The following is a 19,522-nucleotide window of genomic DNA, read 5'->3' on the forward strand; positions in this document are numbered from 1 at the left end:
CGATGGACGCGCCCTCTCGCCCCGCCGCCCCCTCCCCGCGTGACCTGCCCTCGGTCGACCGTGTGCTGGCGACGCCGGCCGGCCAGCAGGCGGTGGAAGCGTTCGGCCGCGCCCCGGCGACGCAGGCCATCCGCGCCGCGCTGGACGAGGTGCGCGCCTGCCTGCTCGCGGGCAAGCTCGCCGCCCTGCCGGCGCCCGATCATGTGGCACTCGCCGCCGCTGAGGCGCTGGAGCGCAGCGCCCGCTCGCATTTGCGCCCGGTGTTCAACCTCACCGGCACGGTGCTGCACACCAATCTCGGCCGCGCCTTGCTAGCGGAAGAGGCAGTGGAAGCCGCCACCCGGGCCATGCGCGCCGCCGTGGCGCTGGAATATGATCTTGCCACCGGCAAGCGCGGCGAGCGTGACGACCATGTGCGCGAACTCCTCATCGAGCTGACCGGGGCGGAAGACGCCACGGTCGTCAACAACAACGCCGCCGCCGTGCTGCTGGTGCTGAACACGCTCGGCCTCGGGCGCGAGGCCATCGTCTCGCGCGGCGAGCTGATCGAGATCGGCGGCGCCTTCCGCATGCCCGACATCATGGCCCGCGCTGGGGTGAGGCTGGTTGAGGTCGGCACCACCAACCGCACCCATCCCAGGGACTATGCCGGGGCGCTCAATGACGCGACCGGGCTGGTGCTGAAGGTGCACACCTCCAATTACCGCATCGAGGGGTTTACCCGCGAGGTGCCGGCGCGCGAACTGGCCGCCATCGCCCATGCGCGCGGCGTGCCTGTGGTCAATGATCTCGGCTCCGGCACGCTGGTCGACCTCGCCCGGCTCGGCCTCGCCCATGAGCCGACCGTGCGCGAGGCGGTGGCGGAAGGGGCGGATATCGTCACCTTCTCCGGCGACAAGCTGCTCGGCGGGCCGCAGACCGGCTTCATCGTCGGCAGCAAGGACCTCATCGCCGCGATCAATAAGAACCCGATGAAACGGGCGCTGCGGGTCGACAAGATCCGCCTCGCCGCGCTGGAAGCGACACTCAGGCTCTATCGCGACCCGGACCGGCTGGCCGCCCGGCTGCCGACCCTGCGCCTGCTGGCGCGCTCGCGCGCCGACATCGCCGCCCGCGCCCATGCGCTGGCAGAACCGCTCGCGGCCGCCTTGGGCGAGGATTTCGACATCGAGATCGTCGACTGCGTCAGCCAGATCGGCTCGGGCGCCCTGCCGCTGGAAACCCTGCCGAGCGCCGGCTTCGCCATCCGCCCGGCGACGGAGGCCTCCGGCGGCCGGCTGAACGCGCTGGCGGCGGCGCTGCGGGCGCTGCCTGTCCCGGTCATCGGGCGCATCAGCGAGGGCGCGCTGATCCTCGATCTGCGCTGCCTGGAGGACGAGCAGGGCTTTCTGGCAAGCCTCGCCCATATCGGGGGGCCGGGATGATCATCGGCACCGCCGGCCATATCGACCATGGCAAGACCGCGCTGGTCGGCGCGCTCACCGGCGTCGATACCGACCGGCTGAAAGAGGAGAAGGCGCGCGGCATCTCCATCGATCTCGGCTTCGCCTATCTGCCCACACAGGCCGGCACGCTCGGCTTCATCGACGTGCCGGGGCACGAGAAGTTCATCCACACCATGCTGGCGGGGGCGAGCGGCATCGACTTCGCCCTGCTGGTCATCGCCTGCGATGACGGGGTGATGCCGCAGACGCGCGAGCATCTCGCCCTGATCGATTTGCTCGGCATTTCGCGCGGCCTAGTGGCGCTGACCAAGGCCGACCTCGCCGATGACGCCCGCCTTGCCGAGGTGACGGGCGAGATCGCTGCGCTGCTGGAAGGCACGGCGCTGACGGGTGCTCCGGTCCTGCCGGTGTCAGCCCATACCGGCGCGGGGGTGGAGGCGCTGCGGGCGCGCCTCATTGACGCCGCCCGCGCCTTCGCCGCCCGGCCGGGTGAGGGCCACTTCCGCCTCGCGGTGGATCGCAGCTTCACGATTGCCGGCGCCGGCACGGTGGTGACAGGCACGGTGCTCTCCGGCCGGGTGCGGGTGGGCGACCCGCTGATGGTGAGCCCCGACGGACGGCCCGCGCGCCTGCGCTCGCTGCACGCGCAGAACCGCAAGGCGGAAGAAGGCCGCGCCGGCGACCGCTGCGCGCTGAATCTGGCCGGCGAGGCGATCAGCGCCGAGGCGATACGGCGGGGCGACATGGTGCTCGACCCCTCGCTGCACGCCCCCACCGAGCGCATCGACGCCACACTCACCGTGCTGGCGGGCGAACCGAAGCCGCTCGGCGCGTGGTTTCCGGTGCGCTTCCACCACGGCGCCAGCGAGGTCGGGGCCCGGCTCGTGCCGCTCTCGGACGAGGCGCTCGCCCCCGGCACCACAGGCCTCGTGCAGATCGTGCTGGAGCGCCCGATCGCGGCCGCGGTGGGCGACCGCTACGTGATCCGCGACACCTCGGCCCAGCGCAGCCTCGGCGGCGGACGGCTGATCGACCTGCGCCCCCCCGCCCGCAAGCGCCGCACGCCCGAACGCCTCGCCCAGCTCGGCGCTCTCGCCGAGAGCGAGCCGGATGCGGCGGTGGCGGGGCTGCTGGCGGTCGCGCCGTGGCATCTCGACCTCACCGCCTTCGCCCGCGACCGCGCGCTGGCGGCGCAGGCCCCGGCGGAGATCGCGGCCCGGCTCGGCCTTGTCGCCCTCACCGCCGGCGGCAGCCTCACCGCACTGTCACCGGAGCGCTGGTCGCTCTATGGCGCGGCGCTGCGGGCCGAACTCGGCCGCTTCCACGAGGCCAATCCCGACCTGCCCGGCATGGGCGCGGAGAAGCTGCGCCTCGCGCTCACCCCTCGCCTGCCCAAGCCCGTCTTCACCGAGGCGTCGCGCCGCCTGGCGGAGGACGGCGCGCTGGTGCTGGAAGGCGCCTGGGTGCGGCTTCCCTGCCATGAGGTGCGCCTCACCGACAGGGACGAGCGCCTGTGGGAGAGCCTCGCGCCCCACCTCGCCGGAACCGCACGCTTCCGTCCCCCGCGCGTGCGCGATCTCGCCGCGATGACCGGCGAGGCGGAGAGCGAGATCCGCCGGCTGATGAAGCTGCTCGCCCGCATGGGCCGGGTGGACGAGGTGGCGCATGACCATTTCTTCCGGCGCCCCACCCTCGCCGAGATGGTGGCGATGGCGAACGCCCTGTCCGCCGCCGCGCCGGGGCGGGACTTTCCCGCCGCCACCTTCCGCGACCGCATTGAGGAAGGCGGCCACGCGGTCGGGCGCAAGGTGGCGATCCAGATCCTGGAATTTCTCGACCGCCACGGCGTGACCCTGCGGCGCGGCGACCTGCGCCGGATCAACCGCCACCGGCTGGACCTGTTCGGCGCGATCGACGACACTGCGGTCGAGCCAGCCAATCCCGCCCCGACACCGGGCGCGGATGCGCCTTCTGGAAGAGCGTTACCTCCGGTGAGGTATCCGGACTTCAAATCCGGAAGGGGCCGCGAGCCGGTCCCTGGTGGGTTCGACTCCCACTCTCTTCCGCCATCTGCCTCGCCGCCCGGCCCCGGTCAGGGCCGTTAGCCTTCCACCGGCGCGTGCCGCCGTGCCCGGCGGGCGCTCACCCCATCGCCGGCGCCGGTGTGCCGGAAAGCTCGGCCTCCTCCGCCTCCAGCGCCGCGCGCTGGCGCGCCGCCGCCGCCGCGTCGGAGCGGCGCTTGTAGATCTCATAGGCGATGGCGCCGATCACCGTCACCGCGACGATCACCACCGCCAGCGCCGAGATCGCCGGGGTCGAGCCCTGCCGCACCCGCCCGGCCAGCACCGTGGTCAGCGTCTTGTCGGACAGGATGGCGAAGGTCGTGGTGTTGTAGTTCTCGAAGGAGGACAGGAAGGCCAGCACCGCCGCCGAGGCCAGCGCCGGCTTGAGGAAGGGCAGCAGGATGTGGCGGAACACCTGGGGGTAGCTGGCGCCGAGGTCCAGCGCCGCCTCCTCCTGCGAGCGGTCGAAGCGCTGCAGCCGGGCGAGGATGATCAGCATGCAATAGGCGGAGATGAAGCTCGCCTGCCCCAGCACGGTCAGCACCACCCCGTCATAAAGAAAGCGCGTGCCGGTCTGGCCGGTGAACTGGCGCCAGAACACCACGGTGGAAATGCCGATGATGATGCCGGGGGTCAGCACCGGCGAGACCACGACGAGATAATAGAGCGAACGCACGCGCGGCTGGATCTGCGTCATGATGATGGCGCCGGCCAGCCCGATCGGCACCGAGATGCACACCACTAGCAGCCCGATCCACAGGCTCATCTTCAGGCCCGCCATCATGTCCTGGTCGGCGAACAGCGCCGAGAACCAGTCCAGCGTCACCCCTTCGATCGGCCAGACCTGCGGGTATTGCGGGGTGTTGAAGGCGGAAACCGCCATCACCGCCAGCGGCCCGAGCAGATAGAGGAAGAACACCACCGCGTAGAGCGCGAACATCACCCGCTGGAACGGACCCGGATTCATCGCGTGATTTCTCCAAGGCTGAGCCTGAACGCCTTGAGCACCACCAGCACGAAGATGATGCAGCTCACCAGCAGGATGAAGGCATAGGCAGCCCCCTGCGGCCAGTTGAAGGCCTGGTAGAAGCGGTCATAGACGATGGGGGTGAACCACAGCGTGCGCGGCCCGCCCAGCACCAGCGGCGCCGCCAGCGCGCCGGCGGTCAGCATGAACACCAGCGTGCAGCCTGAGGCGATGCCCGGCTTGGCATGCGGCAGCACGATGAAAGCGTGGATGTGCCACCACGGCGCGCCAAGGTCCCGCGCCGCCTCCACCTGGTTTTTGTCGAGGCTCTCAATGGCGTTGTAGAGCGGGAAGATCATCATCAGGAGATAGGCGTAGGACAGGCCCATATAGAGGCCGACATCGGCGCCGAGGAAGTCGATCGGCTCATCGGTGAGCCCGCTTCCCATCAACATCTGGTTGATGATGCCCCCCGAGGAGAGGAGCACGCGGAAGGCGAAGGCGCGCAAAATCTCGTTCACCCAATAGGGCAGGATCAACAGCAGCAGCAGCACCCGCAGCCGCGCCGCCGTGGCCGATTGCGCCATGTGGAAGGCGAGCGGGTAGCAGATGGCGAAATTGATCAGGGTGATGACGATGCTCACCCCGATGGTGAGGAAGAAGGCCTTGATGTGCAGCCAGTTCCATTCGGCGGTCGAGGTGGTGGAGCCGAACAGGAAGTAGCGGTAATTCTCCAGCGTGTAGAGGTCCTTCGGCCCGCCCATCTGCGAGGGCGGCAGCTTCGGGCGGAACGACATGTCCACCATGGCGAGCTGCGGCAGCAGGATGATGAAAAAGGCCCAGAAGCCGACCGCTAGCACCAGATAAAGCCCGATGGCGAGGCCGTTGCGCTGGAAAAAGCCGCCCCCGCTCGCCACGCCGGTGCGGCGCTCATAGGCGGCAAGGGCGAAGAAGAACACGACCACCGCCAGAGGCAGGCCGAAGACGAAGGCGAGGCTGCCGCTCATCTCAGTGCCTTTCCGGCCGGGCCAGCAGCAGCGCGTCTTCCGGGCGGAAGCCGATGCGCAGCGTCTCGCCCGGGGTGGGCAGGGCGGCAAGCGCGTTGGCGCCAAGGCTCGCCATCACCTTCTGCCCCGTGCGCACCCGCAGCGTCACATGGGTCACGCTGCCCTCATAGGCGACGTCGAGCGCCTCGCCCTCGAAGCCGGCCGTGGTGCCATTGGCGCGCAGCTGCATCACCTCCGGCCGCACGAACAGCAGCGCTTCCTGCCCGACATCGAGCGCCACCGGGTTGCGGCCGGCAAGCGTGCCGAGCGGCGTCTCCAGCGTCGCCATGGCGCCGTCGCGGGCGGTGATGCGGCCGCGAATCTGGTTGTTCTCGCCAACAAAGGAGGCGACGAAGGGCGTGCGCGGCTCGGCATAGACGGCGCGCCCGTCGCCCACCTGCTCGATCACCCCGGCATTCATCACAGCGATGCGGTCCGACATGGTCAGCGCTTCGCCCTGGTCATGGGTGATGTAGATGAAGGTAATGCCGACCCGCTTCTGGATCGCGCGCAGCTCCGAGCGCATATGCTGGCGCAGCTTGAGGTCGAGCGCGGAAAGCGGCTCGTCGAGGAGCAACACGGACGGTTCGACGGCAAGGGCCCGGGCAATCGCCACGCGCTGCTTCTGGCCGCCGGACAGCTCGGACACCTTCTTGTGGCCATGCTCGGCGAGCGCCACCTGGATCAGGAGGTTCTTCACCTTCTCGTCGCGCTCGTGCCGGGGCACGCCGCGCACCCGCAGGCCGTAGCCGATATTCTCCGCCACCGTCATCATCGGGAACAGGGCGAGGTTCTGGAAGATCAGCGCGGTGGGGCGCTTGTTGGGGCCGATGCCCTTCATGTCGGCGCCGCCGATCCGCACCTGCCCGCGCGTCGGCTCGATGAAGCCGGAAATGGTGCGCAGCAGCGTGGTCTTGCCGCAGCCGGACGGCCCGAGAAAGGAGAAGAACTCGCCCGGCTCGATGGTGAGATTGGCCTCCTTCACGGCGACGAAATCGCCAAAGGTGACATTGACGCCCTCAAGCTCGACGGCAGCGGCCATGCGGATTTCCGTTCAGTTGGGTTGCCGTCACCCGGACGCCGCGGCAGCGGCGATCCGGGGGGGGTGGGACGGGCGGGGAGCGTGCAGCGGGCAGCCCACGCGTTGACCAAAAACGCCGTCATGCCCGGGCTTGGCCCGGGCATGACGGTATTAAGCCGGCAAACGCCTCACGCCGCCTTGAACTTCTCAGCGTACTGGGTGCGCAGCTCGGCGTACCACGACGGCTCCGGCGGGCGGCTCCACAGATTGTCCAGCGCGTTGCCGGGATAGGCTTCGGCGAAGTTCTTCTTGGCGACCTCGGAGAGGAACTTGTCGGCGCCCTTCACCACGGGGTTGTAGCCCGAACCATTGGCGACCATGGCCGAGATCTCGGGCGTGTGGATGAAGTTGATGAACTCATAGGCCTGCGCCGTGTTCTTCGCCGCCTTGGTCATCGACCAGCCGTCGATCCAGGTAATGGCGCCTTCCTGCGGCGCCATATAGGCGACCGGCTTGCCGTCCTTCTTCAGCGACAGCGGCGGGCCGTCCCAGGTCTGGCCGATGACGCAGCCATTCTCCATGAAGCCGGACTTGGTGTTGTCGGCCGAATCCCAGAACTGCTTCACCTGCGCCTTGTTGGCGACGGCGAATTCGAGGATCGGGTCGTAGATCTTCTTCATCGTCGCCTCGTCCTTGAAGGCGTCGAGCATGCGGTTGGAGGGCAGCTTGCCGGTCTTGTCCCACCACAGGCCGATGCCGAGCAGCAGCGAGTGCGGGCGGCCCTGCATCTTGCCCTTGAACTCCGGCGCCCACAGCGTGCCGTAGCTCAGCGTGGGGTATTCCAGCTTGGCGAGGTCGGTGCGCCAGGCGATGGCTTCCGAACCCCAGCAATGGGGCACATGGTACAGCCCGCCATCCCAGGTCCACACGCTGGTGGAACCTTCCAGCATCGCCGGCAGCACCTGGTCGAGCTTCAGCTTGGAGGTGTCGTAGGGGGCGAGCACGTCGAGCTCGCGGAACTGGGGCGCGCGGTCGCGGGTGGGGGCGCACAAATCGAAGCCGTCGCCCTCGGTGGCCTGCAGCTTGTTGATCTGCTCCTCGTTCTGCGAGAACGGGGTGGAGTTGACCTTGATGCCGGTCTTCTTGGTGAATTCCGGGATCACCGGCTCGGGCAGCTCGTCGGCCCAGTTGAGCAGGTTCAGCTCGCCGGAGGAGGAGAAGGCGTCGCGCACGAGATAGGGGCCGGCGGCAGTCATGGCGCCGGCGGCCAGCGCGCCCTTGAACAGCACGCGGCGGGTGAAGCTGCGGGCGGCGAGCAGCGTCTCGATCGACGAATTGGTGGGCTCGGTCTTCTTCGTCACGGCGTTCCCCTCGGAATGGCGATGGATCGCCTGACGAGGAGCACGAAGCATGCCAGCGCCGCGCCCGCCGTTGCTGCGTTGCACAATCGCGACGGATCGCTTGTCGAAACCCGACATGCAACCGCCACTGGCGCGCAATTCAGCACGCCCGCGCGCCCGCCTGCCTGTGAATCGGGCGTTACCGGAGTGTGGCGAGGATCTCGCCGGCCAGCGCGTGCACATCGTCGCGGTGGCCGGTGCGGCCGGAGGGCGCGTCCGTGGTGGAGGTCATGACCAGCGAGACGCCGCGTTCGGGCACCACATAGAGCATCTGCCCGCCATAGCCCCAGCCATAATGGGCGCGCGCCCCGTCGATTTGCCGCGTGAACCAGCCATAGCCATAGGCGTCGCCGGTGAAGCGCGATTGCGTGCGCGCCTGCCAGCATTGCGCGATCCAGTCCGGCGGGATCACCTGCTCCCCCGCCCGGTTGCGCCCGCCGTTGCGGCAGGTTTCCGTGAAGGCGAGCAGCGAGGTGGGGCGCATCGCCATCTGGTTGCCGCCGAAATAGATGCCCTGCTTGTCGCGCTCCCAGCTGGCGATTTCAAACCCCTCGATCGACCCGAGCCAGTCGCGCGCCAGCGCCAGCGTCGAGCGCCCGCTGGCCCGCGTCAGCAGCGCCGAGACGAGGTGCGAGGAGCCGGTGGAATAGAGCATCTGCCCGCCCGGCTCGTCGACAAAGGGCCGCGCCAGCGCGGTGCGCACCCAGTTGGGGCTGGCGATCCACGCGCCATAATAGGCGCCGGAGGTGCGCTCCAGCCCCGCCTGCATGGAGAGCAAATTGCCGAGCGTGATCGCATTAAGGCGCGGGTCGGGGTCCTCGGGCAGGTCGGCCTTCAGCAGCGGCGCGATCTTTTGGCCCGGGCCTTCCAGCACGCCCTTGTCGATGGCGATGCCGGCCAGCACGGCGAGGATGCTTTTCGAGGCCGATTTGATGTTGGTCGGCCGGTCCACCCGCCCGCCGTCATAGCCGCGCGCGGCCAGCGTTTCGCCGTCCTTGGCGACAATCACGGTGCGCAGCGGCTCCAGCCCGCCGGCGCGGTCAAGCACGGCGGTCAGCGCGGGCGGCGCGGAGGATTCGGGCGGGGGCTCAGCCTGCGCGCGCGCGAGGCGCGGGGCGAGCAGAAGCAGCGGAGCGGCAAGCAAGGAACGACGGTGCATGCCGGATAATATAGGGCGGGCGCGGGGGACGGGAGGTCACGAAGGGGGGAGGATCGGTCATCCGTCTGAGCTGAGAACAATTGTCGTAGCGCTCTCGACAAGAGGTATTTCTAGTACGATGTTTACGTCTGTGTGGCGATGGGGAACGCCAGTACAGCTAGCAGTGGGGCAGAGTGATCTGATGTCGAGAGATTCAAAGATCGAAGTTTCAGCGATCAATTTGAGAATACCGGAGAGTAAAAATCGTGATTATTCCGGACTTATAAAAACACTTAGCGATCTAAAGCGGGGTGTAAAGGTATATGGAGATAGCTATGTTGCAATCAATTATTATAATGAACTAAGTAAATGGGGAGTAATATCGAAATATACAGAAATTGATATCGATGGCGAGTGGTTTAATATAGAAGATTTTTCGGTAGCAACTGTTGATCAAGTTGGTAAAATTGTCATTCCGGATAATTTAAAGCCAAATCTTGCCCAATTTTATTTTATGATTGATACCGATTTACATATATTTGTATTTTCATCTTATTCTGAATCAAAGGGACTTAGCGCCCGATCAATGGGTCTATATTTTAAGGAGGCACTTGAGTGGACTGAGATTACAGATCAATTTGGACGAGTGGAATCTGACATTGTTAAGAGCTACGATCAGGTAGACCGACTCCTCTCTCTCCCAAACATTAAGGAAATTACCGTCATTATCAATCGCCCGAACCCAGATGATATAGGAGAATCGCTAGCAACTATTATTGAAAATAGACTTTCCGAACAGAATGCAGACCAATATCAAGAGACATTGAAGGCAAAAGGACCGAACAGCATAGTGCCAAGCGAGAGAACCAAGGATCTTGCGAAGATTGCTGCAGAAAATGGGACTTATAGACAAAAAAGTGTTGTTAATGGAGTCCTGAAAAGCGAAGACACAGACAACAGCCCATTATTTGAAGTAAAAAAGTATAAATCTCACGAATCTGAACAGAGAATATTCTTCTCGCTCGCGAAAAAATTAATTGATAGAGTTCGTGTAGCAAGGGAAAGTTTAAATGCCTAGCGACAGGACAGGATTTTTATCAACAATAAAGATTTTATACAGAAATTACGGGGGCCTACGGGCTTTCGTTAGCTCAGAATACGTTATTATATCAATAATTTTAACAGTTTTATCTTGGAAAATCGCCACGACTGGACAATGGATTGACATAGCTAAGTCTACACTTCCGACATTAACCGGATTTTCGATAGCGGCGTACGCAATATTATTCGCGATATTGGATGAAAAAACGCGGGCCGCACTCAGAGTGCCTGAAAAAGAGCTGAAAGACAGATCTCCACTGCTCGTTTTGGCGAGCACAATATCACACGCTGTTGTCGTACAGGTTATTGGAATAATATTTGCAATAGTGGCGTCTGGAAAATCGATCCCGAATATAACAGGTAATATCTTTCTACCTCAGATAACAAATACAATTTTGTCATTTATAGGTCTATTTATAACATACTATGCAATAATACTGATATTGGCATCAATTCTCGTTATATTTCGAGTCTTGTTTATAATTTCGCGAGTATAATAAGTTATCTTACACTGAATTCTTGCCCTCACCCACCCCCCAGCACCAGATCATCCCGGTGCACCATCGCGGCGCGGCCCTCAAAGCCGGTAATCGTGACGATCTCGTCGGATGAGCGGCCCTTGAGGCGTTCCGCGTGGTCGTGGTCATAGGCCACCAGCCCGCGCCCGACTTCGGCGCCATCCGGCCCGCGCAAGATCACCGCGTCGCCGCGGCTGAAATCGCCTTCCACCCGGGCGACGCCGGCGGGCAGCAGCGAGGAGCCGCGACGCAGGGCGGCCACCGCGCCGGCGTCGAGATGCAGCGTGCCGCGCGGCTCCAGCGCGCCGGCGATCCAGCGCTTGCGGGAAGCCACCGGGTTGGCGGGAGCGAGAAACCAGGTGCAGCGCGCCCCGGTCTCGATCGCCCGCAGCGGGTTCTTCACCTTGCCTGACGCGATCACCAGATGCGCGCCGGCGGTGGTGGCGATCTTGGCCGCCTCCACCTTGGTCTTCATGCCGCCGCGCGACAGCTCGGTGCCGGCGCCCCCCGCCATCGCCTCGATCTCGGCGGTGATGCGCGGCACCACCGGAATGAGGGTGGCGTTGGGGTCCTCGTTCGGCGGGGCGGTGTAGAGGCCGTCAATATCCGAGAGCAGGATCAGCAGATCGGCGCTGGTCATGCCGGCGACGCGGGCGGCCAGCCGGTCATTGTCGCCATAGCGGATTTCCGAGGTCGCCACCGTGTCGTTCTCGTTGATGACGGGGACGACCTTCAACTCCAAAAGCTTGGCGATGGTCGAGCGGGCGTTGAGATAGCGCCGCCGCTCCTCGGTGTCGCCCAGCGTGATCAGGATCTGCCCGGCCGCCACGCCCTCATGGGCCAGCGCCTCCGACCAGGCCCGCGCCAGCGCGATCTGGCCGACAGCGGCGGCGGCCTGGCTCTCCTCCAGCTTCAGCGGGCGCTTGGGGAGCTTCAGCACATTACGCCCCAGCGCGATGGCGCCTGACGAGACCACCAGCACTTCCTTGCCCTCGCGGTGCAGCTGCGCCACATCCTCGGCCAGCGCCGCCAGCCAGGCATGGCGCAGGGCGCCGCGCTGCTGGTCGACCAGCAGCGCCGAGCCGACCTTCACCACCACGCGGCGAAAGGCGGACAGCTTCGGCGCGGCGGGAGCGGCGGCGGCTTCGGCGAGGTGGGCGGTGTCGGTGGCGGAATCGGCGGGAACGGTCATCGCGGCGGGCTTCGATCAGAGGAGAGACGGCGCGCTACATACGCCGTTTCCGCCGGGAAGGCGCGGGAATTGTGCCTTCACCTCTCCCCGTGGGGGAGAGGTCGCCGCGCAGCGGCGGGCAAGGGGCGGGGCGCACATGGCAGGGGCGCACATGGCCGGGGCGCACACGGCCGGGGCGCAGCGCCCCCCTCACCCCCGAGGGGAGAGGGAGTGCCTCACGGGTGCCAGGGCTCGGGAGGCGCGCCGCGCTGCAATTCCTCCGCGCGGCCCTCGTCGATGACGCCGATCAGCGCCCGCAGCGCCTCGCGCACGCCCTCGCCGGTGGCGGCGGACAGCGCCAGCGGCTTCTTCTTCGCCGCGCGCTTGAGGCGATCGAGCTGGGCCTTCAGCGTCTCCTTGTCGAGCGAATCGATCTTGGAGAGGGCGACGATCTCCACCTTGTCGGCGAGGTCGTGGCCATAGGCCTCCAATTCGCCGCGCACGGTCTTGTAGGCCTTGCCGGCATGTTCGCAGGTGCCGTCGACCAGGTGCAGCAGCACGCGGCAGCGCTCGATATGGGCGAGGAACCGGTCGCCGAGGCCGATGCCCTCATGCGCACCCTCGATCAGGCCAGGAATGTCGGCGAGGACGAATTCGCGCCCGTCCACCTTCACCACGCCGAGGCCGGGGTGGAGTGTGGTGAAGGGGTAGTCGGCCACTTTCGGCTTGGCGGCTGTGGTGGCGGCGAGGAAGGTGGACTTGCCGGCATTGGGCAGGCCGACGAGGCCGGCATCGGCGATGAGCTTGAGCCGGAGCACGATCCAGCGCTCCTCGCCCTCCTGGCCGGGGTTCACGCGGCGCGGGGCCTGGTTGGTCGAGGTCTGGAAATGGGCGTTGCCGAAGCCGCCATTGCCGCCCTTGATGAAGCGGATGCGCTGTCCGACCTCGGTCAGATCGGCCAGAATGGTCTCACCGTCCTCATCGAGAACCTCAGTACCCGCCGGCACTTTTAGCACAACATCGTCGCCTTTCGCCCCGGCACGGTTGGAACCCATGCCGTAGCCGCCTTTTTTGGCTTTAAAGTGCTGTTGGAAGCGGTAGTCGATGAGCGTGTTTAACCCGTCTACACACTCGATCCAGACATCCCCCCCCCGCCCCCCGTCGCCGCCATCCGGCCCGCCGAACTCAATGAACTTTTCGCGCCGGAACGAGAGGCAGCCCGCGCCGCCGTCGCCGGCGCGGACATAGATCTTGGCCTGGTCGAGAAACTTCATGGTAGCGGCTCAATGTTGCGGGGGCCCCGCAGCGGCGGGAACCCTTAGAGAATAGCAAAAATGCCGGCTCAATGGCGAACGGCGTCGAGCTCGTGCAAACGTGCGGGCTGGGTGGCGCCCCAGGCGCGCAGCGACGTCCAAAGCCGCCGCTCGAGCCGGAAGCGGTCCACCGGCACCGAGGCCCCCATTGCCCGGACCTTGGCGAGTCCCACGCCGGTCCACTGGAAGCCGCACTTTTCCAACACACCGCGCGAGGCGGGGTTGACGACGCGGGCGGAGGCGGCGAGCGCGTTGAGCTTGCGGTCGCCGAAGGCGTGGTCGATCAACGCCCGCACAGCCTCGGTGGCAATGCCGTGGTCCCAATAGGGCTCACCGAGCCAGTAGCCGATCTCCGGCACGTCCTCATCGCGGCGATTGAAACCACACATGCCGACCGGAATGGCCGGCCCGAAACCGGCCGAACCGGGAAGGCGCAGGCTCGCCTCGTTCTTGAGGAAGATGGCGAAGGTTGCCGCCTCCGGCCCGCCCGGCAGATTGGCAACGAAGGAGGCCGCATCCGCCATGCCATAGGGATGGGGAATGTTCGCCGTCATCTCCGCCACCTTGCGGTTGTCGGCGAGCTCCGCGATCCAGGTCATGTCCTCGATCCGGGGCACGCGCAGAAGGAGGCGGCTGGTTTCGAGGACGGCGGTACTGCTCTCGACGAGTGGTGACCCGAGGGTCGCTTCGACTATGGTCATCTGAGGGCTCCTGGGACCGGAACGACGAAGGGGAGGCGGTTCACTCGCCTCCCCTGTCGGGTACCCCGGGTGTCCTCTCAGGGACGTTCGGGAAATCCTTCCGGTCGGGCGAGACCGGCGGGATTTCCAAGAACCCTCACCGGCTTTATTCGGCGGCCTCGGCGGCCGGAATGACGGATACGTAGGTGCGCGAATTGGCTTTAGCTCGGAATTCGACGCGGCCTTCGATAAGCGCAAAGAGGGTATGGTCTTTGCCCATGCCGACATTGATGCCGGGATGCCAGGTCGTGCCGCGCTGGCGCACGATGATGTTGCCGGCGGCGACCTTCTCGCTGCCGAACTTCTTAACGCCAAGGCGACGACCGGCCGAGTCACGACCGTTGCGGGAGGAACCGCCTGCCTTCTTATGAGCCATGTTGCTCTCCTATTTCCTAGCTGGCGGTCTCAGGCGCCGAGAATCGAGGTCACGCGGACGACGGTGAAGTCCTGCCGGTGGCCGATCTTGCGACGCGAATTCTGACGGCGACGCTTCTTGAACGCAATAACCTTCGCGCCACGGGTGTGCTTGACCACCTCGAGCGTGACGGAAGCGCCGTCGACCAGCGGAGCGCCGACCTTCGGGCTGTCGCCGCCGAGCATGAGAACCGGCAGGGTCAGGGAAGAACCTGCCTCGGCCTCGATCTTGCCGACGGTAACGAGCGCATCGGGGGCAACGCGGTACTGCTTGCCACCCGTCTTGATGACCGCGAACATGTTTTGTCCTTTCGTTCGATGCCGGTCTCCGGCGTTGCCGCCTGGACCGGCTTCTTTCGGTCGGTTGAGATAAGCGCATGGGACACAGGATCCCACGACGCAGGCCGGCTCCTTACAAAGCGAGCCTCGTCCTGTCAAGGAAAAGCTGGCGCGCCAAGGTTTCCGGGAGGGGCGAGCGTGGTGCCGACGACACATGGCGCGCCCGTTCCCGACACGCCGATGGCACCCCCGGCGCGGGCCGGCTATCGTGCCCGCCGCATGCCTGCCCGAGGACCTTTCCATGACCGACAACCCCACGAGCACGCCCACCGCGCAGGCCCTGGCCGGAATCCGGGTGCTCGATCTCTCCCGCGTACTGGCCGGCCCCTGGGCCACGCAGACGCTGGGCGATCTCGGCGCCGACATCGTCAAGGTCGAAAAGCCGGGCGACGGCGACGACACGCGCGGCTGGGGCCCACCCTGGCTCTCCGATGGCGAGGGACGCCCGACGCGCGAGAGCGCCTATTTCCTCGCCGCCAATCGCAACAAACGCTCGGTGACGATCGACATGGCGACGGCGCAGGGGCAGGCGCTAATCCGCCGCCTCGCACAGCAGAGCGACGTCGTGGTGGAGAACTTCAAGGTTGGCGGTCTCAAGCGCTATGGGCTCGATCATGAAAGCCTCGCCGCGCTGAACCCACGCCTCGTCACGTGCTCCATCACCGGCTTCGGCCAGGACGGGCCGGAAGCCGGCCGCGCCGGCTATGATTTCATGATCCAGGGCATGTCCGGCCTCATGTCGGTGACGGGCAGCCCGGAAGGGGAACCGCAGAAAGTCGGCGTCGCCCTTGTCGACATCCTCACCGGTCTGAACGCCACCATCGGCATATTGGCGGCACTGGAGCAGCGCCACCGCACCGGGCGCGGCCAGCATATCGACATCGCGCTGTTCGATGTCGCAGTGGCAAGCCTCGCCAACCAAGCGCTGAACTTCCTCGTCGGCGGCAGCGCGCCGCGCCGGCTGGGCAATGCGCACCCGAACATCGTGCCCTACCAGGCCTTCGAAACATCGGACGGCCATCTCATCCTCGCGGTGGGCAATGACGCGCAATTTGCCCGCTTCTGCCGCCTTGCCGAGATGCCGGAACTGGCGGACGACGCGCGCTATGCCATCAATCGCGAGCGGGTTGCCCATCGCGAGACACTCGTTCCGCTCATCGCAGCAGCGCTGAAACGCCAGGCGACCGGCGAATGGCTCGCCATGCTCGACGCCGCCGGCATTCCGGCAGGACCGATCAACACCATCGCCCAGACCTTCGCCGAGCCGCAGACGCTCGCACGGGGGCTAGCGATCCACTTGCCGCATCCGCTCGGCGGCATCGCACCCGGCGTGCGCAGCCCGCTGCGGCTGAAGGATTCGCCCTTTGACGCCCCCACCGCCCCGCCCTTGCTCGGCCAGCACACAGACGAGGTGCTTGAGACCCTGCTCGGCGTGAATGCCGCCGAGCGACAAGCGCTGCGCGAGGCCGGCATCATCTGAAGCCGGCTGCGTCCGAGCTCGCGCGCTGAGCGATATGCCCGCGAAATTGGCACTGTCATTTTTTAGGCAAGCAGCACTTTCTGTGCGCGCGCTGCCGGGCCACGCTGCACCTCGCAATGGGCGCAACGATCCTGACTGGAGTACATGCGATGACAGAGGCGAAGACCGACTTCTCGAAAGGCGCCGCCCACATCAACGACCAGTTTGTCCCGATCTCGGAGGCCAAGGTCCCTGTCGGCGACTGGGGCTTCACCGGCGAGGTGTTGCGCGTCATCGCGCTGCAAGGTCTGCTCGGGCCGCTGGGGCTGATCAATGCTGTGCTGATGGCGCTCGGCACCGCGCCGCTGCGCTTCATCATGCACACCAATCTCGCCAGCGCCATCGGGCTCGTCTATCTCTGCCTGCCGATCGTGGTGACAGTGATCTACCTGATCGTCACCTTCATCATGGCGTTCAATAATCTGGAGATTTCATTCTACCTGCTGGGCGCGACGCCCACCCTACCCTCGGTCGCCTGGGGCGCGCTGCGCTATGGGGTGAAGCCCGAACTCTACGCCCTGGCGACCGCCGTCAACCTTGTTGTCATCCTGGGCCTCGGCGTCATGTTCGTGCTCATGCTCACCGGCAAGGCATCCTTCGGCCACCGGCCGGAGCGCGAGCGGGCAGTGTAGCCGCCCCCGCCGGACGGTGGGGCTCTGGCACGGCGATTGCTTCGAGCGTCGTGGGGGCATGGATCGCGGAGGACACCACGTGTTGCTCGATGCGCTGGGCCTGAACCTCGAACGCCGACCGGATTCCCCACTCTGCCGGCAGATCTATGAAGGGCTCGCGGCTGAAATCCGTCGGCGGGGCGATCAAGCATGGCCAGCGGCTGCCCTCGACGCGCGACCTCGCCCAGTCGCTCGGCGCCTCGCGCAACACCATCATGCTGGCTTGGAGCAACTGGCCGCCGAGGGCTATCTGGAAGGCCTCTCCTGCTCGGGCACCTATGTCTCGCGCGAACCGCCGGCGGAGGTGATCGCACCGGCGGCGCCGCGCATCAACCCGGCGATCTGGGCGGCCGGCAGCCTTGACCGCAGTGCGGAGCTGGGCGTGGCGATCGAGGAACCGGAGGACCTGCCCGCTGCGTTCGGCGGCGCCCTCGCCCATGCGCCGCAGACGCCGCGTCACATGCGCCGGCCGGCGCCATTCCGCTCCAATTTCCCGGCGCTCGACGCCTTTCCGGTAGCGCTCTGGGCCAAGCTCGCCGCCGATCTCTACCGTCAGCTCGACGCCGATACTGCCAACCACCTCATGGGCGAGGGCGACCCGCAGGGCTACGCGCCATTGCGCGCGGCCATCGCCGTCATGTCGCCTCGGGGCGTGGCATCGACTGCTCGGCCGACAACATCGTCATCTTTGACGGCGCCCAGCAGGCGATCGACCTCGCCTGCGGGCTGCTGCTGATGCCGGAGGACGAGGTGATCTGCGAGGACCCCGGCTATGACGGCATCTACGCGTCCACCATCGCCACCGGCGCCACCCCGGTGCCGGTGGCGATGGGATGCGGACGGGCTTGATGTCGACCGCGAGCTCGCCAGCGCCCCCATGCACGCATGGTCTATGTCTCGCCCTCCAAGCAATTCCCGCTCGGCATGTCGCTCTCGCTGGAGCGGCGGCAGGCGCTGGTCGACTGGGTGGAGAGAACCGGCGGCTGGATCATCGAGGACGATTACGACAGCGAGTTCCGCTATGCTGGTCGGCCGCTACCATCGCTCTATGCGCTCGATCGCGGGCGGCACGTGCTCTATCTCGGGACCTTCAGCAAGACCCTGTTTCCCGCCCTGCGGCTCGGCTTCGCCATCGTGCCAGGGCCACTGGTGGAGGCCTTCGTCTCGGCGCGCACCGTGGTCGAGCGCTATTCGCCGATCCTCGAACAGGTACTGGTCGCCGGCTTCATGCAGGAGGGGCATTTCGCCAGTCATGTCCGCAAGATGCGTAAGCTCTACGCCCAGCGCCAGGCGCATCTGCTGGCGCGCGTCGGCGGCCGGCTCGGCGCCTTCATGACCGCGCAGCCGACCGACCCAGGCATGGAGATCGTCGCTCGCCTCGCTCCCGGCCTCAGCGCCCGCACCTTGGCCAAGGCGGCGGCGCGGGCGGGGCTGGAGATCATGCCGCTCTCGGCATTGGCGCGGCACCCGGACACGGATGTGGACGACTACAGAACCCCCGGCTTCAGCCCGTTCGCGCCCCGGCAGATCGATGAGGGGGTTGAGCGCTTGCGCAAGGTGCTGCTGGAGCTCAACGGCGCCAACGCACCGACCAGCGGCCATGAAGGAGACGGCCGGAACAGTCCGACCGTCTCCGGAGAGCTTACTTAGCCTTCGCCTTGGCGAGGAAGGAGCCGTCGAAGGTCTTGGAGAGGTCGATCTTCGCCGGGTCGATCTTCGGGTCGGTGGTGGTGATGAGGTTCAGCGCGCTCTTCATGCTGGCCTCGTCAATGTTGCCATCGGTCGAATAGGATTCACGCGAGGCGTTGAATGCCTTGATGTACAGGCCCTTGTCGCCGAGCCAGTACTCCTGGGGAACCGTCGCCGCCACCTCTTCGGGCGTCGCCTTCTCCAGCCATTTCAGCGTCCGGTAGAAGGCGTTGGTGAGCGCCTGCACCGTGTTCGGGTTGGCCTTGATGAAGCTCTCCTTGAAATAGAGCACGGCGGCCGGGTTTTGGCCGCCGAACACCGCCTCGGTGCCGGCCGTGGTGCGGGTGTCGACAAGCACCGTCAGCTCGCCCATGTCCTGCAGCTTGGAGATGACCGGGTCGAGATGCGAGATGGCGTCGATCTCGCCCTTCTGCATCGCCGCCACCGCCGAGGCGCCGCTGCCCACGCCGATGAAGGAGGCGTCGTCGGCGGACATGCCGTTCTTCATCATCAGGTACTGCACGAGGATATAGGTGGAGGAGCCCGGCGCTGTGACGCCGATCTTGGCGCCCTTGAGGTCGGCCACGGACTTGATCGTGTCCGCGTTGCGCTTGCTCACGCCCACCACGATGCCGGGATAGCGGCCGAGATCGATAACGGCGCGGATGTCCTGCTTCTTGTCCTGCATGCGGATCGTGTGCTCATAGGCACCGGTGACCGCATCAACCGAGCCGCCGATCAGCGCCTGCAACGACTTGGAGCCGCCGCCGAAATCGTTGATCTCGACGGTCAGGCCCTCATCCTTGAAGTAGCCGAGCCGCTCCGCCAGCGTCAGCGGTAGATAGTAGAGCAGCGGCTTGCCGCCGACCCCCAGCGTCAGGTTCGGCTTCTCGATCTCGCCGGCCTGCACCGCGCCGAAGGCGGGAATGAGCAAGCACGCCGCCAGCAGCAGGGTACGCATCTTCAT

Annotated in this window: 17 protein-coding genes, 1 tRNA gene and 1 pseudogene; 8 read left to right on the forward strand and 11 right to left on the reverse strand. The window is 66.0% G+C overall.

Going from position 1 to position 19,522, the window contains the following annotated elements; translation table 11 throughout:
• Positions 1-2 precede the first annotated feature (2 nt).
• The 3 genes and pseudogenes from selA (at position 3) to J2S76_RS04865 (ending at position 3,514) form a co-directional block, all read left to right on the forward strand.
• Entirely contained in the window at positions 3-1,424 is a 1,422-nt protein-coding gene (selA, locus tag J2S76_RS04855; protein WP_307058053.1) for an L-seryl-tRNA(Sec) selenium transferase, read from the forward strand.
• Positions 1,421-3,268: pseudogene (selB, locus tag J2S76_RS04860) on the forward strand (selenocysteine-specific translation elongation factor); the annotation flags it as partial. The gene selA and the pseudogene selB, both read left to right, overlap by 4 nt.
• Before the next feature lie 150 nt (positions 3,269-3,418).
• A tRNA-Sec gene (locus J2S76_RS04865) sits at positions 3,419-3,514 on the forward strand.
• A 73-nt stretch (positions 3,515-3,587) separates the two neighbouring features.
• On the opposite strand, the gene J2S76_RS04870 is transcribed toward J2S76_RS04865, so the two are convergent.
• The 5 genes from J2S76_RS04870 to J2S76_RS04890 form a co-directional block, all read right to left on the reverse strand.
• Complete coding sequence (locus J2S76_RS04870; RefSeq protein ID WP_307058055.1) at positions 3,588-4,475, reverse strand: ABC transporter permease; 888 nt, start codon at positions 4,473-4,475, stop codon at positions 3,588-3,590.
• Entirely contained in the window at positions 4,472-5,482 is a 1,011-nt protein-coding gene (locus tag J2S76_RS04875) for an ABC transporter permease (protein WP_307058057.1), read from the reverse strand. The genes J2S76_RS04870 and J2S76_RS04875 overlap by 4 nt, the downstream gene beginning before the upstream one ends.
• 1 nt (position 5,483) lies before the next feature.
• On the reverse strand, positions 5,484-6,563 hold the full coding sequence (locus tag J2S76_RS04880) for an ABC transporter ATP-binding protein (protein WP_307058059.1): 1,080 nt from the start codon (positions 6,561-6,563) through the stop codon (positions 5,484-5,486).
• 167 nt (positions 6,564-6,730) lie between these two features.
• Complete coding sequence (locus tag J2S76_RS04885) at positions 6,731-7,903, reverse strand: extracellular solute-binding protein (RefSeq protein ID WP_307058060.1); 1,173 nt, start codon at positions 7,901-7,903, stop codon at positions 6,731-6,733.
• Between the two features lie 178 nt (positions 7,904-8,081).
• Entirely contained in the window at positions 8,082-9,101 is a 1,020-nt protein-coding gene (locus J2S76_RS04890) for a serine hydrolase domain-containing protein (RefSeq protein WP_307058062.1), read from the reverse strand.
• On the opposite strand from J2S76_RS04890, the gene J2S76_RS04895 reads away from it, so the two are divergent.
• Positions 9,100-10,158 (forward strand): DUF4747 family protein, encoded by a 1,059-nt coding sequence (locus J2S76_RS04895; protein ID WP_307058064.1) that lies wholly within the window; start codon positions 9,100-9,102, stop codon positions 10,156-10,158. The two genes, J2S76_RS04890 and J2S76_RS04895, sit on opposite strands and share 2 nt — an antisense overlap.
• A 548-nt stretch (positions 10,159-10,706) precedes the next feature.
• Here the strand turns inward: J2S76_RS04895 and proB are convergent.
• From proB to rplU, 5 genes are all read right to left on the reverse strand, one after another.
• A complete protein-coding gene (gene proB / locus J2S76_RS04900; protein WP_307058065.1) occupies positions 10,707-11,891 on the reverse strand; it encodes a glutamate 5-kinase in 1,185 nt (394 codons plus the stop codon).
• Positions 11,892-12,106: 215 nt separating this feature from the next.
• Positions 12,107-13,144, reverse strand: a complete 1,038-nt coding sequence (gene obgE, locus J2S76_RS04905) for a GTPase ObgE (RefSeq protein ID WP_018388249.1) — start codon at positions 13,142-13,144, stop codon at positions 12,107-12,109.
• A 68-nt stretch (positions 13,145-13,212) separates the two neighbouring features.
• A complete protein-coding gene (locus tag J2S76_RS04910; protein ID WP_307058068.1) occupies positions 13,213-13,884 on the reverse strand; it encodes a GNAT family N-acetyltransferase in 672 nt (223 codons plus the stop codon).
• A gap of 145 nt (positions 13,885-14,029) precedes the next feature.
• Entirely contained in the window at positions 14,030-14,299 is a 270-nt protein-coding gene (gene rpmA / locus J2S76_RS04915; RefSeq protein ID WP_307058070.1) for a 50S ribosomal protein L27, read from the reverse strand.
• Positions 14,300-14,328: 29 nt separating this feature from the next.
• Positions 14,329-14,637, reverse strand: a complete 309-nt coding sequence (gene rplU / locus J2S76_RS04920) for a 50S ribosomal protein L21 (protein WP_018388252.1) — start codon at positions 14,635-14,637, stop codon at positions 14,329-14,331.
• A gap of 280 nt (positions 14,638-14,917) precedes the next feature.
• Here rplU and J2S76_RS04925 point away from each other — a divergent pair, with 280 nt between their 5' ends.
• The 4 genes from J2S76_RS04925 to J2S76_RS04940 all read left to right on the forward strand — a co-directional run bounded on the left by J2S76_RS04925 (position 14,918) and on the right by J2S76_RS04940 (position 18,516).
• Complete coding sequence (locus J2S76_RS04925) at positions 14,918-16,156, forward strand: CaiB/BaiF CoA transferase family protein (RefSeq protein WP_307058072.1); 1,239 nt, start codon at positions 14,918-14,920, stop codon at positions 16,154-16,156.
• A 149-nt stretch (positions 16,157-16,305) separates the two neighbouring features.
• Positions 16,306-16,827 carry a hypothetical protein gene (locus J2S76_RS04930; RefSeq protein WP_307058073.1) on the forward strand — a complete coding sequence of 174 codons (522 nt, stop codon included), beginning with the start codon at positions 16,306-16,308 and terminating at the stop codon, positions 16,825-16,827.
• 79 nt (positions 16,828-16,906) lie between these two features.
• Positions 16,907-17,602, forward strand: coding sequence for an aminotransferase-like domain-containing protein (locus tag J2S76_RS04935; RefSeq protein ID WP_307058075.1), 696 nt, complete (start codon positions 16,907-16,909; stop codon positions 17,600-17,602).
• A gap of 149 nt (positions 17,603-17,751) precedes the next feature.
• Positions 17,752-18,516, forward strand: a complete 765-nt coding sequence (locus tag J2S76_RS04940; RefSeq protein WP_307058076.1) for an aminotransferase-like domain-containing protein — start codon at positions 17,752-17,754, stop codon at positions 18,514-18,516.
• Here J2S76_RS04940 and J2S76_RS04945 read toward each other — a convergent pair.
• A complete protein-coding gene (locus tag J2S76_RS04945) occupies positions 18,509-19,522 on the reverse strand; it encodes an ABC transporter substrate-binding protein (protein ID WP_307058078.1) in 1,014 nt (337 codons plus the stop codon). The two genes, J2S76_RS04940 and J2S76_RS04945, sit on opposite strands and share 8 nt — an antisense overlap.

The organism is Ancylobacter vacuolatus, assembly GCF_030813595.1.
GTDB lineage: Bacteria > Pseudomonadota > Alphaproteobacteria > Rhizobiales > Xanthobacteraceae > Ancylobacter > Ancylobacter vacuolatus.

Bases quoted from the DNA above. Each gene is read 5' to 3' on its own strand.
- J2S76_RS04930 (WP_307058073.1), top strand. From the start codon at position 16,306: ATGACAGAGGCGAAGACCGACTTCTCGAAAGGCGCCGCCCACATCAAC.
- J2S76_RS04870 (WP_307058055.1), bottom strand. From the start codon at position 4,475: ATGAATCCGGGTCCGTTCCAGCGGGTGATGTTCGCGCTCTACGCGGTG.
- J2S76_RS04925 (WP_307058072.1), top strand. From the start codon at position 14,918: ATGACCGACAACCCCACGAGCACGCCCACCGCGCAGGCCCTGGCCGGA.
- rpmA (WP_307058070.1), bottom strand. From the start codon at position 14,299: ATGGCTCATAAGAAGGCAGGCGGTTCCTCCCGCAACGGTCGTGACTCG.
- J2S76_RS04940 (WP_307058076.1), top strand. From the start codon at position 17,752: ATGGTCTATGTCTCGCCCTCCAAGCAATTCCCGCTCGGCATGTCGCTC.
- selA (WP_307058053.1), top strand. From the start codon at position 3: ATGGACGCGCCCTCTCGCCCCGCCGCCCCCTCCCCGCGTGACCTGCCC.
- J2S76_RS04910 (WP_307058068.1), bottom strand. From the start codon at position 13,884: ATGACCATAGTCGAAGCGACCCTCGGGTCACCACTCGTCGAGAGCAGT.
- obgE (WP_018388249.1), bottom strand. From the start codon at position 13,144: ATGAAGTTTCTCGACCAGGCCAAGATCTATGTCCGCGCCGGCGACGGC.
- J2S76_RS04880 (WP_307058059.1), bottom strand. From the start codon at position 6,563: ATGGCCGCTGCCGTCGAGCTTGAGGGCGTCAATGTCACCTTTGGCGAT.
- proB (WP_307058065.1), bottom strand. From the start codon at position 11,891: ATGACCGTTCCCGCCGATTCCGCCACCGACACCGCCCACCTCGCCGAA.
- J2S76_RS04945 (WP_307058078.1), bottom strand. From the start codon at position 19,522: ATGAAGATGCGTACCCTGCTGCTGGCGGCGTGCTTGCTCATTCCCGCC.
- J2S76_RS04890 (WP_307058062.1), bottom strand. From the start codon at position 9,101: ATGCACCGTCGTTCCTTGCTTGCCGCTCCGCTGCTTCTGCTCGCCCCG.
- J2S76_RS04875 (WP_307058057.1), bottom strand. From the start codon at position 5,482: ATGAGCGGCAGCCTCGCCTTCGTCTTCGGCCTGCCTCTGGCGGTGGTC.
- J2S76_RS04895 (WP_307058064.1), top strand. From the start codon at position 9,100: ATGCCGGATAATATAGGGCGGGCGCGGGGGACGGGAGGTCACGAAGGG.
- rplU (WP_018388252.1), bottom strand. From the start codon at position 14,637: ATGTTCGCGGTCATCAAGACGGGTGGCAAGCAGTACCGCGTTGCCCCC.